At 69.9% G+C, this 12156-nt stretch carries 15 protein-coding genes; 10 read left to right on the top strand and 5 right to left on the bottom strand.

The features are described from left to right. Positions 1–17 precede the first annotated feature (17 nt). A complete protein-coding gene (locus tag QFZ82_RS17650; RefSeq protein WP_307714081.1) occupies positions 18–953 on the top strand; it encodes a DMT family transporter in 936 nt (311 codons plus the stop codon). Here QFZ82_RS17650 and QFZ82_RS17645 read toward each other — a convergent pair. Then, the gene (locus QFZ82_RS17645) at positions 850–1740 is read right to left on the bottom strand and encodes a LysR family transcriptional regulator (RefSeq protein ID WP_307714080.1); all 891 of its coding nucleotides are present in this window, start codon (positions 1738–1740) and stop codon (positions 850–852) included. The genes QFZ82_RS17650 and QFZ82_RS17645 overlap by 104 nt on opposite strands. Next, on the bottom strand, positions 1740–2126 hold the full coding sequence (locus QFZ82_RS17640) for a PLD nuclease N-terminal domain-containing protein (RefSeq protein WP_307717756.1): 387 nt from the start codon (positions 2124–2126) through the stop codon (positions 1740–1742). The genes QFZ82_RS17645 and QFZ82_RS17640 overlap by 1 nt, the downstream gene beginning before the upstream one ends. Before the next feature lie 88 nt (positions 2127–2214). Between QFZ82_RS17640 and QFZ82_RS17635 the strand changes: the two genes are divergently transcribed. The 3 genes from QFZ82_RS17635 to QFZ82_RS17625 are packed head-to-tail and all read left to right on the top strand — an operon-like array spanning position 2215 to position 5278. Further along, on the top strand, positions 2215–3666 hold the full coding sequence (locus QFZ82_RS17635) for a menaquinone biosynthesis decarboxylase (protein ID WP_307714079.1): 1452 nt from the start codon (positions 2215–2217) through the stop codon (positions 3664–3666). Continuing rightward, positions 3663–4565, top strand: coding sequence for a menaquinone biosynthesis prenyltransferase MqnP (mqnP, locus tag QFZ82_RS17630; RefSeq protein WP_307714078.1), 903 nt, complete (start codon positions 3663–3665; stop codon positions 4563–4565). The genes QFZ82_RS17635 and mqnP overlap by 4 nt, the downstream gene beginning before the upstream one ends. 50 nt (positions 4566–4615) lie before the next feature. Further along, positions 4616–5278, top strand: coding sequence for a UbiX family flavin prenyltransferase (locus tag QFZ82_RS17625; protein ID WP_307714077.1), 663 nt, complete (start codon positions 4616–4618; stop codon positions 5276–5278). Here QFZ82_RS17625 and QFZ82_RS17620 read toward each other — a convergent pair. After that, complete coding sequence (locus tag QFZ82_RS17620; RefSeq protein ID WP_177148501.1) at positions 5275–5421, bottom strand: hypothetical protein; 147 nt, start codon at positions 5419–5421, stop codon at positions 5275–5277. The two genes, QFZ82_RS17625 and QFZ82_RS17620, sit on opposite strands and share 4 nt — an antisense overlap. Positions 5422–5552: 131 nt before the next feature. On the opposite strand from QFZ82_RS17620, the gene QFZ82_RS17615 reads away from it, so the two are divergent. The 6 genes from QFZ82_RS17615 (at position 5553) to QFZ82_RS17590 (ending at position 10865) form a co-directional block, all read left to right on the top strand. Continuing rightward, entirely contained in the window at positions 5553–6008 is a 456-nt protein-coding gene (locus QFZ82_RS17615; RefSeq protein WP_177148502.1) for an Lrp/AsnC family transcriptional regulator, read from the top strand. A gap of 103 nt (positions 6009–6111) precedes the next feature. After that, positions 6112–7275, top strand: a complete 1164-nt coding sequence (gene mqnE, locus QFZ82_RS17610; protein WP_307714076.1) for an aminofutalosine synthase MqnE — start codon at positions 6112–6114, stop codon at positions 7273–7275. Positions 7276–7385: 110 nt separating this feature from the next. Beyond that, positions 7386–7910 (top strand): GNAT family N-acetyltransferase, encoded by a 525-nt coding sequence (locus tag QFZ82_RS17605; protein WP_307714075.1) that lies wholly within the window; start codon positions 7386–7388, stop codon positions 7908–7910. 137 nt (positions 7911–8047) lie between these two features. Beyond that, positions 8048–8344 (top strand): DUF4229 domain-containing protein, encoded by a 297-nt coding sequence (locus QFZ82_RS17600; protein WP_307714074.1) that lies wholly within the window; start codon positions 8048–8050, stop codon positions 8342–8344. A 322-nt stretch (positions 8345–8666) separates the two neighbouring features. After that, the gene (locus tag QFZ82_RS17595) at positions 8667–10001 is read left to right on the top strand and encodes a dicarboxylate/amino acid:cation symporter (protein WP_373429298.1); all 1335 of its coding nucleotides are present in this window, start codon (positions 8667–8669) and stop codon (positions 9999–10001) included. A 201-nt stretch (positions 10002–10202) separates the two neighbouring features. After that, positions 10203–10865 carry a TetR/AcrR family transcriptional regulator gene (locus QFZ82_RS17590; protein ID WP_307714072.1) on the top strand — a complete coding sequence of 221 codons (663 nt, stop codon included), beginning with the start codon at positions 10203–10205 and terminating at the stop codon, positions 10863–10865. 52 nt (positions 10866–10917) lie between these two features. Here QFZ82_RS17590 and QFZ82_RS17585 read toward each other — a convergent pair whose 3' ends face one another. After that, a complete protein-coding gene (locus QFZ82_RS17585) occupies positions 10918–11532 on the bottom strand; it encodes an antibiotic biosynthesis monooxygenase (protein WP_307714071.1) in 615 nt (204 codons plus the stop codon). Between the two features lie 221 nt (positions 11533–11753). Next, positions 11754–11957 (bottom strand): cold-shock protein, encoded by a 204-nt coding sequence (locus tag QFZ82_RS17580; protein WP_017948713.1) that lies wholly within the window; start codon positions 11955–11957, stop codon positions 11754–11756. Positions 11958–12156: the final 199 nt, after the last annotated feature.

Here is a 12156-nt window from a genome sequence, read left to right as displayed (position 1 = left end):
TTCGTAGCGTCATGACCATGAGAAACGAGACCAGGGGAACCGTCGAACTCACCCTCGCCATGGTGCTCTCGGGCACCCTCGGCATCTTCGTCGTCGAGTCCGGGGCGTCGCCCTTCGACGTGGTGTTCTTCCGCTGCCTCTTCGGGGCCGCCGCCCTCGGCGCGTACATCCTCGCCCGCGGCTGGTTCACGGGACACGGCTTCACCCCGAAGAAGCTCGGACTCGCCGCCCTCGGCGGGGTGTTCATCGTCTTCAACTGGGTGTTCCTCTTCGAGGCGTACGAGGCCACCTCGATCTCCTTCGCCACCGTCGTCTACCACACGCAGCCCTTCTTCCTGGTGCTGCTCGGCGCGGTGCTGTTGCGGGAGCGGATCACGGCCGCCAGGTTCGGCTGGCTCGCGGTCGCGTTCGCCGGGCTGGTCCTCGTCTCCGGCGTCCGGCCCGGCGACACGGCGTCCCTCGAGGGGCTCGGCCTCGCGCTCGCCGCCGCCGTGCTCTACGCGCTGTCGACCGTCGTCACCAAGCGGGTCACCGGCGTGCGCCCGCATCTCGTCGCCCTCGTGCAGGTCCTCGTCGGCATCCCGCTGCTGCTGCCCTTCGCCGACTTCGGGGCGGCGTCGCGGCTCGGCGCGGGGTGGATGTGGCTCGCCGGCCTCGGACTGATCCACACGGGCGTCATGTACGTGCTGATGTACGCGGCCTACCAGAAGCTGCCCACGGCGAAGATCGCCGTCCTCGCCTTCACCTACCCGGCCGTCGCGATGATCGCCGACTGGGCGGTGTACGGGCACCACATCGGGCTCGTCCAGGCGCTCGGCGTGCCGCTGATCGTGCTGGCGAGCCTCAGGGTCACCCTTCCGCGACGTCCTCGCGCACGAGCCGCCGCGCCTGGTCCACGAACAACCGCACATGTGCCGGAAGCCGCTTCTCCCGCCGCCACGCGATCTGCGTGAAGAGGGTGAACGGCGGCTCCCAGCCGAGCGCCACCAGCACCCCGGACGCCAGCTCCCCCAAGACGGCGATCCGGGGCAGCAGGGCGATCCCCAGACCGCCCGCCACGCCCCGCTTGGTCGCCTCGATCGTCCCGAACTCCATGAACGGCGGTGCCCAGTCCGCCAGTTCCCGCTCGAACAGGTCCCGGTACGGGCAGCCCGGCTCCGTGCCCACCAGCTGCGCCGCCGCCAGATCCACGGCCGCGAGTCCCGTACGTCCGGCCAGCGGATGACCGGGCGCGGACACGAGCACCAGCGGCTCCGCGGCCAGGACCTCGCTCTCCAGCCCCTCGTGCTCCGTGTCCGGTTCCATCAGGAAGCCGATGTCGTACGCGCCCCGGCGCAGCGCCCGGCGGGTCTCGTCGCCGAGCGTGGGCCGCAGGGACAGCTGGACCTTCGGATAGCGGTGGTGGAAGAGCTCCAGGAGGGGCGGCAGCCGGTAGGAGGTCAGCGACTCCATGGTGCCGACGGTGATCGCCCCGGCCGGCTCGTCGGCCCCGGCGACCGCGGCCCGCGCCTCGTCGGCGAGGTCGATCATCCGGCGGGCGTACGGAAGCAGGCGCTCGCCCGCCTCCGTGAGCCGGATACGGCTGCCGAGCCGCTCGAACAGGTCCACGCCGAGCGAGGACTCCAGGGACCGGATCTGGCTCGTCACGCTGGACTGGGCGTACCTCAGTTCGGCGGCGGCCCGGGTGAAGCCGAGGACGGTGGCGACCTTCTCGAAGGTCACCAGGAGCCGCAGCTCCATCAGCTGTCCTTGTCCTCGCCCTGCTCGCGGCGCTTGAGCTCCTCCTCACGGCGGCGCAGATCGGCCTCCCAGTCCTTGAGGAGCGACTCGTCCTTCTTGTTCTCGTCCTTGATGGACTTCAGGAACTCGGGGTTGTCGTCGGGGGCGACCCACTCCGTGCGGTGGTTGCGGTGCCACTCGGAGGGGGTGCGCCCACCCGCCGGGGCGTGCCGCATCTTCCCGGCGGCGAACCAGACGATCGGCCCGACGATCCAGAACAGCAGGATGATGAAGATCCAGGCGATCTTGGGCAGATGCTTCGCCTCGTCCTCGGGCGTGTTCAGGCAGTCGATGAACGCGTAGATCGTCAGCGCCAGCGGCAGGATGTACATCAGCGCCCTGAGCATGTGGGACAGCCCCCTGGAGATGTGGGCGGAGCCGTGTTCCCCGGCCCCGGTGACGGGCCCAGGGTAGCCCGTGGCCGATACTTGGCCCATGGCTTACGACGATCTTCGCTCCTTGCTCCGGGCGCTGGAGCGCGAGGGCGACCTCAAGCGCATCAAGGCCGAAGTCGACCCCTATCTGGAGGTCGGGGAGATCGTCGACCGGGTGAACAAGGCCGGCGGCCCCGCCCTGCTCTTCGAGAACGTGCGCGGCTCGGCGATGCCGCTGGCGATGAACGTGTTCGGCACCGACCGCCGGCTGCTCAAGGCGCTCGGCCTGACGTCCTACGACGAGATCAGCGACAAGATCGGCGGACTGCTCAAGCCCGAGCTGCCGCACGGGTTCGTCGGGGTGCGCGAGGCGTTCGGCAAGCTGGGCTCGATGGTGCACGTGCCGCCGAAGAAGGTGAAGGACGCGCCCGTGCAGGAGGTCGTCCTCACCGGCGACGACGTCGATCTGGACGCCCTGCCCGCGCTGTTCACCTGGCCCGAGGACGGCGGCTCCTTCTTCAACCTGGGACTCACGCACACCAAGGACCCCGAGTCCGGTGTGCGCAACCTCGGTCTGTACCGCCTCCAGCGCCACGACCGGCGCACCATCGGCATGCACTGGCAGATCCACAAGGACAGCCGCAACCACTACCAGGTCGCCGCCGGGCGGGGCGAGCGGCTGCCGGTCGCGATCGCCTTCGGCTGCCCGCCGGCCGTCACGTACGCCTCGACGGCGCCGCTGCCCGGCGACATCGACGAGTACCTGTTCGCGGGGTTCGTGGCGGGCAAGCGGATCGAGATGGTCGACTGCAAGACCGTGCCGCTCCAGGTCCCGGCGAACGCGGAGGTCGTGCTGGAGGGCTGGCTGGAGCCGGGGAAGATGCTTCCCGAGGGCCCGTTCGGCGACCACACCGGCTTCTACACGCCGCAGGAGCCGTTCCCGGCGCTGACGATCGACTGCGTGACGATGCGCAAGCGGCCGCTGCTCCAGTCGATCGTGGTGGGCCGGCCGCCGACGGAGGACGGCCCGCTGGGCCGTGCCACCGAGCGCTTCTTCCTCCCGCTCCTCAAGATCATCGTGCCGGACATCGTGGACTACCACCTGCCGGAGTCGGGCGGTTTCCACAACTGCGCGATCGTCTCGATCGACAAGAAGTACCCGAAGCACGCGCAGAAGGTCATGCACGCGATCTGGGGCGCGCACATGATGTCGCTGACCAAGCTGATCGTGGTCGTCGACGCCGACTGCGACGTCCACGACCTGCACGAGGTCTCCTGGCGTGCGCTCGGCAACACGGACTACGCCCGTGACCTCACGGTCGTCGAGGGCCCGGTCGACCATCTCGACCACGCCTCCTACCAGCAGTTCTGGGGCGGCAAGGCGGGCATCGACGCGACGCGGAAGCTCCCCGAGGAGGGCTACACCCGCGACGGCGGCTGGCCCGAGATGGTCGTGTCGGACCCGGAGACGGCGGCGAAGGTCGACCGCCGCTGGAAGGAGTACGGCCTGTGACCTCCGCCGCCGCGGCCGTCCCGCAGCCCGGACGCACCAGGGCGTTCCTGCGTCTGGTGATGATCGAGCACTCGGTCTTCGCGCTGCCGTTCGCCTACATCGCCTCGCTCACCGCGATGTTCCGGCACGACCGCACCGTCCACTGGGGCGAGCTGCTGCTCGTCACGGTCGCGATGGTCGGCCTGCGGACGTTCGCGATGGCGTGCAACCGGATCATCGACCGGGAGATCGACGCCCGTAATCCGCGTACCGCCTCGCGCGAGCTGGTGACCGGGGCGGTGTCCGTCCGCTCGGCGTGGACGGGCGCGCTCGTCGCGGTCGTCGTCTTCCTCGGTGCCGCGGCCCTGCTCAACCCGCTGTGCCTGGCGCTCGCGCCCGTCGCCGTGGTCCCGATGGTGGTCTATCCGTACGGCAAGCGGTTCACGAACTTCCCGCACGCCATCCTCGGGCTCGCCCAGGCCATGGGGCCGGTCGGCGCGTGGATCGCGGTCACCGGCGCGTGGTCGTGGGAGGCGGTGATCCTCGGTCTTGCGGTGGGCGTGTGGATCGGCGGCTTCGACCTGATCTTCGCGTGCCAGGACGTCCAGGCCGACCGGGCCCACGGCGTGAAGTCGGTCCCCGCGCGCTTCGGCATCCCGGCGGCGCTGTACGGGGCGCGCGGCTGCCACGTGGTGACGATGGCGCTGTTCGTCTGGTACGCGCTGGCCACGGACGCGGGGGTGTTCCTGTGGCTGGGGCTGGTGATCGTGGCGGCGGCGTTCCTCTACGAGCACACGATCGTGCGCCCGCACGACCTGTCGCGTCTGAACCGGGCGTTCTTCACGGTGAACGGTTTCATCGGGATGGCGTTGTTCGTCTGCGCGCTGCTGGACCTGGTGGTGCGTGGCCTCACGGTCTGACCGGCCCGGGGCCGGGGCCGGATAGGCTCACCCATGTGGAGCCGCAGGAGATGAACAGTCGTCGGCCGTGGGTCGTGGGGGTGTCGGGTGCCTCCGGCACGCCGTACGCCGCCGCCGTGCTGCGGGCGCTGCTCGCCGCCGGCGAGAGCGTGGACCTCGTCGTCAGCCGGGCCTCACGGCTGACCCTGCTCGACGAGACGGGGATCCCCTTCAGGGACGCGCACTGGCGGGACGACCTGCGTCAGTGGCTGGCCCGCGGGGCGGACGGCAAGCCCGACACGTTCGACGTCGACGTGGCCGGGGTGCGCCACTGGGCCGCGGGGGACCTGGCCGCCGGTCCGTCGTCGGGGTCGTACCCGGTCAAGGGGATGCTGATCGTGCCCGCGTCCACCGCCTGTGTGGCGGGTGTGGCGCTGGGGCTGTCGAAGGACCTTCTCCAGCGGGCCGCGAGCGTGACGCTCAAGGAGCGGCGCCGGCTGGTGGTCGCCGTGCGGGAGACCCCGCTGAACGGGCAGACCCTCAAGCATCTGGTGACGCTGGACGAGGCGGGCGCCGTGGTGCTGCCCGCCTCTCCGGCGTTCTACGCGGGGGCGACGCACATCCAGGATCTGGTGGACTTCGTCGCCGGGCGGGTGCTGGACGCGGCAGAGGTGCCGCATCGGCTGTACCGCCGTTGGGAGGGGGAGCTCGGTGGTGGCTCCGCGGACGATTAGCTCTTCCTGCCGCGGCGCGGTGCGCGGGTCCGGTCGGCCCGGCGGGCGGCGGAGGGCTGGTGGGCACGCGAGCGGTTGGCCAGCTCCTGCAGCTGTCGCATGTGGGCGTAGGCCATCTCGATCGTGTACACGGTGAGTGTCATCTCCTGTATGGATCCGGATCCTTGTGGGATCAGCTGTGATCGTTTGAGTAAATCGCAGGGTGTCGACCCCGCGTGCCTTAGATTCTACACGTAAACTTGCGGTATCGCTGAATAATGGAAGGCTCAGGCATATGGACGCCGTGGATAGGCAGCTCATCCAGGCCCTGCGCGAGAACGGCAGGGCCTCGTACGCCGAGCTCGGCCGGCTCGTGGGGCTCTCCGGCCCCTCCGTGACCGACCGCATCAACCGCCTGGAGGCGGCGGGGGTCATCACCGGCTACCGCGCCACCGTGGACGCGGCCTCGCTCGGTCTCGGCGTCACGGCCCTCATCGGCATCTCGCTCTCGGACGCCGCCGACCACGAGGACGTCGCCCGCCGTCTGCGGGACCTCGCCGAGATCGAGGACTGCTGGTTCATCGCCGGCGACGACTCGTACATGCTCAAGGTGCGCGCCAGCGACGTCGACGGCCTGGAGAAGACCATCCGCCGGCTCTCCGGCACCCGCGGCGTCTCGCGCACCCGCACCACGATCGTCCTCTCCACCAAGTGGGAGAACCGCGTCGGAGACCTTCCCGACGAGGCGTGAGTCACCCGCCGCCCGCCGTACCGCCCCGCCCGTGAAGGGACGCCAGGGCGGGGGAGTACGGTGGGCGGAGCCTGTTTTACGTGGAGATATGGGAGGCGGCCAGGTGGACGCTGGACTCAAGCGCGAGCTGGAGGAGAAGGTCCGGGCCGGTGAACGGCTGACCCGTGAGGACGGCATCGCGCTCTACGCGTCGGACGACCTGGCCTGGCTCGGCGGTCTCGCCCACGAGGTCCGCACGCGCAAGAACGGCGACGTGGTCCACTTCAACGTCAACCGCCACCTCAACATGACCAACGTGTGCACCGCGTCGTGCGCCTACTGCTCGTTCCAGCGCAAGCCGGGCGAGAAGGACGCGTACACCATGCGCATCGAGGAGGCCGTCCGCCTCGCCAAGGCGATGGAGAACGAGAACCTCACCGAGCTGCACATCGTCAACGGCCTTCACCCCAACCTGCCGTGGCGGTACTACCCGCGTTCGCTCAGCGAGCTGAAGAAGGCCCTGCCGAACGTCTCGCTGAAGGCCTTCACCGCCACTGAGATCCACCACTTCGAGACCATCTCGGGGCTGTCCGCCTCCGAGATCCTCGACGAGCTGATCGAGGCCGGCCTCGAATCGCTGACCGGCGGCGGCGCGGAGATCTTCGACTGGGAGGTCCGCCAGCACATCGTCGACCACCGCACCCACTGGGAGGACTGGTCGCGCATCCACCGCCTGGCGCACGAGAAGGGCCTCAAGACCCCGTGCACGATGCTGTACGGGCACATCGAGGAGCCGCGCCACCGCGTCGACCACGTCCTGCGGCTACGTGAACTCCAGGACGAGACCGGCGGCTTCCAGGTCTTCATCCCCCTGCGCTACCAGCACGACTTCGTCGACATGCAGGACGGCAAGGTGCGCAACAAGCTGCAGGCGCGCACGACCATGGCGACGGGCGCGGAGGCGCTGAAGACCTTCGCGGTCTCCCGTCTGCTGTTCGACAACGTCCAGCACGTCAAGGTCTTCTGGGTGATGCACGGCGTGCAGACCGCCCAACTCGCCCTCCAGCACGGCGCGGACGACATGGACGGCTCGGTCGTCGAGTACAAGATCACGCACGACGCCGACAACTACGGCACGCCGAACAAGCTCACCCGCGACGACCTGCTCGACCTGATCCGCGACGCCGGCTTCCGCCCGGTCGAGCGCAACACGCGCTACGAGATCATCCGCGAGTACCCCGGCCCGGACGCCTCCCGCCGTGAGTCCCCGCAGCCGATGCGCGTCTGACGTCCAGTGACTCCGCCCCCCGGCCCCCGGCCCGGGGGCGGAGCGCCGCGTCCGTCTCGGACCCCGGAATTCTGTGTGCCCGCCGCCGGGCTTTTCCTACGCTGGGGCGCATGGCTCTCACCTTCGAACTCGATCCGCCCGGCGGGCCGGCTCTGCGTGACGGCGTGCTGGAGCTGTGGGCCGACGTCAGCAATGCCGGCGGGGCCGTCGGCTTCGTGCCGCCCGTCACGGCCGACGACATACGTCCCGAGTGGGTCAAGCACCTGACGGCCATGGCAGAGGGCCGGATGCGGCTGCTCGTCGGGCGCGACAAGGACGGCGAGATCGCGGCCACGGCGTTCCTCGCGCTCAACACGCACCGCCTGATGACCCACTGGATCTGGCTCTACACCGTCATGGTCCACCCCCGTCACCAGGGCAAGGGCTACGGCCGCGAACTGATGGCCGCCGCCGCGGAGGCCGCCCGGGGTCTCGACGGCATCGAGGCGATACGCCTCACCTGCCGAGGCGGCACCGGCGCCGACCGGTTCTACACCGCCTGCGGGTACAAGGAGGTCGGCCGCGTACCGGGCGCCATCCGCGTCGCGGACGGCGACGACCGCGACGACGTCATCATGCTCCTGCCGCTGAACTGATCCGCCTCCCTCCCCCAGCTACCGCTGGGAGGTGCCCCCACCGACCACCATCCCTCATCGAGGCCCTGCGGGACGCCCCTTTTGTCGGGCGTGCTTCACTGGACGGGCACCTCTGTCGTCAAGGAAGAAGGCCCGCTGTGTCCGCAGGAAAGTCGAGCGCCGCGATCCGGTACACCGCGCTGCGGCTCGCGATCTTCGTCGGCTGCTTCGTCGTCGTCGCCGGTCTCGTCCAGGTCGGCGCCCTGCCCAAGGGCCTCGGCGAAGCCAACTTCGCCTGGGTGGTCCTGCTCGCCCTCGTGCTCTCCGCACCGCTGAGCTTCGTGCTCCTGCGCAAGCAGCGCGACGCCATGTCCGAGCAGATCGTCACCAAGGTCGACCGGGCCAAGGCGCGCCTCGAGGCCAACCGCTCGCAGGAGGACGGCGTCACGCGGTAGGGACGGGCGCCCCGGGCCGACGGGGCCCGAAGGGGATGCTCCCCAAGGGGAGCTTTGAGGTTCTCAAAGTTCAAGTGTTAACGTGTTCGGCATGAAGACAGCAGTGCGCCATCACACCGCCGCGAGCATCCCGCTCGTGGCGCGCCTGCATGTCGATCTGTGCCTCCCCCTCGCACTTCGCTGCGCTCGCGCCGGGGGCGCCCCCAGTATGTCCGCGGTCTGTTGCCGCCAGTTCTGACCCGGCATCACAGCGGCGCCGCGCATCCGCGCACGGGCGCCGCATCTCTGTTCCCCGTCTGTCCCCGCTACGCCCCTGTGGAGTGTGCCCGTGTCCGCGACCACTGTGTCCGCGTCCGGTAACCGCATACCGAAGATCCCCTTCTGGGCCCAGATCGTCGCCGGTCTGGTGCTCGGCGTCCTGCTCGGCTGGTTCGCCCGCAGCCAGGACGTCGCCTGGCTGAAGGACACGCTCGACCAGGTCGGCTCGATCTTCGTCCAGCTGCTGAAGCTGGCGGTCGCGCCGCTCGTCTTCTTCGCGATCCTGGTCTCGATCACCAATCTGCGGAAGGTCAACAACGCCGCCCGGCTGGCCACCCGCACCCTGCTCTGGTTCATGATCACGTCGCTGATCGCGGTCGCGATCGGCCTCGCCATCGGCCTGGTGACCAACCCCGGCGCCGGTACCGGCCTCACCCCGAAGGACGGCCAGAAGCCCGAGAACGCCGGCTCCTGGATCGACTTCCTCACCGGCATCGTGCCGACCGACGTCATCACGCCCTTCACCGAGCTGAACGTCCTCCAGATCGTCTTCATGGCCGCCGTCGCCGGTATCGCCGCCCTCAAGCTCGGCGAGAAGGCCCAGCCGATCCTGACTCTCAGCGAGTCGGTCCTGGAGCTGCTCCAGAAGGCCCTGTGGTGGGTCATCCGCCTCGCGCCGATCGGCACCGTCGGCCTCATCGGCTTCGCCATCGCCGACTACGGCTGGGACCTGATCGGCAAGTACGCCACCTTCACCGCCGACGTCTACATCGGCTGCGCCCTGGTCATGTTCGGCGTCTACCCGCTGCTGCTGGCGACCGTGGCCAAGGTCAACCCGATCCAGTTCTTCAAGGGCGCCTGGCCCGCGATCCAGCTGGCCTTCGTCTCCCGCTCCTCCGTCGGCACCATGCCGGTCACGGTCAAGGTCACCGAGCGTCTCGGTGTGCCGAAGGAGTACACCTCCTTCGCCGTCCCGTTCGGGGCCACGACCAAGATGGACGGCTGCGCCGCGATCTACCCGGCGCTCGCCGCGATCTTCATCGCGCAGATCTTCGACGTGCAGCTGGGCATCAAGGAGTACGTGCTGATCGCGTTCGTCTCGGTCGTCGGATCGGCCGCCACGGCGGGTCTGACCGGCGCGACCGTGATGCTGACGCTGACCCTGTCCACGCTCGGCCTCCCGCTGGAGGGCGTGGGTCTGCTGATGGCGATCGACCCGGTCCTCGACATGATGCGGACCGCGACGAACGTGGCCGGCCAGGCGCTGGTCCCGGTCCTGGTCGCCGCCCGCGAGAACATCCTCGACCGCGACGCGTACAACGCGGCCACCTCCTCCCCGATCGACGAGGCCGAGGTGCGGGGCGCCGAGCGCGAGGTCGCGGTCCCGGCCGCCGCGTAACGGCCCGTCCACAGGCGAAGCGCCCCGGATCCGGCGGATCCGGGGCGCTCGTGCGTGCGCGGGGCGGGCGGCGCCGGGGAGCGGCACCGATCACATCCGGACGATCTTTCTCCTGGCCGTTCTCCGCTGTTCGGTCCGTCCTTCCCCCAGGTCGTAGTCTTACCGCTGGGTAAGGGCACGGGGCGGGAGGAACGTTCGACAATGGGTGCTGTGAAAGGCGTGAGGGCCAAGCGGATGCCGCGGGCCGTGCGCGAGCAGCAGATGATGGACGCCGCCGTCCACACCTTCGGGCAGCGCGGCTACCGGGCCGCGTCGATGGACGAGATCGCTGAGCTGGCGGGGGTCTCCAAGCCGCTCGTCTATCTGTATCTGAACTCCAAGGAAGAGCTCTTCACGGCGTGCATCCGGCGGGAGGCCAGGGCCCTGACGGAGGCCGTGCAGGCGGCCGTCGAGCCGGGTCTCTCGGCCGACCGGCAGATGTGGGCCGGCCTGGAGGCGTTCTTCCGGCACACCGCCGAGAACCCAGACGGCTGGGCCGTGCTGCACCACCAGGCACGTACGCACGGCGAGCCGTTCGCCGCCGAGGTGGCGAGGATGCGCGAGGACATCGCCGCCTTCGTGACCGGCCTGATCGCGGCCGCGGCCCGGCAGGGCGTGCCGCCGGCGGGGCACCGCGACGCCGAGCTGGCCGAGCGGGACGTGGCCGGCCTCGCCCAGGCGCTGGTGGGCGCCGCCGAGTCGCTCGCCGGCTGGGCGAACGAGGCCGGTGGGGTCTCGGCCAAGGAGGCGGCGGGCCTGCTGATGAACTTCGCCTGGACGGGGCTCGATCGGCTCATGCGCGGGGAGCGCTGGAGCCCGCGGTGACGTCCCCGGGGCCCGGCTCGCCGTCGCCCCCGTCCGGTCGGCGTTCCCGGCGTCAGGACGGCGGCGGGCTCTCCACCATGACCACCTCGAACTCCTCCAGCGACCGCAGGGTGGCCCGCGCCTTGCTCGTGGCCTCGCCCCGCAGCGCGGCGACGGGACTGCGCGAGGCCGCGAGGCTGTCCTTGTCGGCGTAGACCGTGCCCACCGCGCCGCGCCCGGCGGCGCGGTCGACGAGGAGCGATCCGCCGAGGAAACCGGTCATGGTCCGCAGCCGTGGCAGGACGCCGTTCTCGAAGGCGTCGACCAGGCTGTCCGCGTCGGAGGGGGCGAAATCCAGCCGGGTCAGCCGGAAGCGGGCGCCTTCGGGGACCGATTCCGCGCGGGCTGCGACCGCGGCCTCCCAGTTCTCGACCGTCACGGTCGTCGCGAACGACGACAGCACCTGGGCGCGTACCTTCCCCATGCGGTCGGCGCTCGCCCGCATGGCCGCTTCGTCCTCCCACCACGTCCCGGTCACCAGCTTGCCGAGCTCGCGGTCCGCGAACATGCCCGCGCCGCGGAAGCCGGGTTCCGCGACGAGCTGCCGCCTGCCTTCCGTGGTCAGTGCCTGCACGGCCTGGTCGAGCGTGGCCGGATCACCTGTCGCATACGTCGTACGAACGAACATGACTCCATGCGACGTCCGGTCCGCACGGCAGGCAAGGCGGTCCGTGCGTTCGGGTGACGAGTCCCCGTGCCGCGCGCGACGGCGCGGGGAACGAACAGCCGGGCGAAGCCGCCGGCCAGGCGGTAGTAGTGCCCGCTCCGGAAAGGGCAGGAGCCCCGTTCCACAGGGAACGGGGCTCCTTGGTACTGCTAAGTCGTGCGCGATCGCCGACCCGTGGCCAATCAGGCCGGGGTGACGTTCTCCGCCTGCGGGCCCTTGGGGCCCTGGGTGACGTCGAAGTTCACGACCTGGTTCTCCTCGAGGGAGCGGAAGCCGGTCGCGTTGATCGCGGAGTAGTGGACGAAGACATCCGGGCCGCCGCCGTCCTGGGCGATGAAGCCGAAGCCCTTTTCAGCGTTGAACCACTTGACGGTTCCGGTAGCCATAAGCCCTCCTATGGGCCAAAGGGTTGCCCTGCTCCAGAACCTGCAAGAAGTCTGAAAACTACAAAAGCCTGCGGGTTACATGCTCCGCAGGCTCTGTACTGCAAGGGAAACCAAACTGCAACTTGCGTTGAGCCTAGCACGCAGCGTGCGCACAGCGGTAGAGGGAAAGATCACGTCACCCGGACGTTTGGTTCGGGGC

This window comes from Streptomyces sp. V4I23, assembly GCF_030817975.1.
Lineage (GTDB): Bacteria > Actinomycetota > Actinomycetes > Streptomycetales > Streptomycetaceae > Streptomyces.
This window is presented reverse-complemented; position numbering and strand designations above follow the sequence as displayed.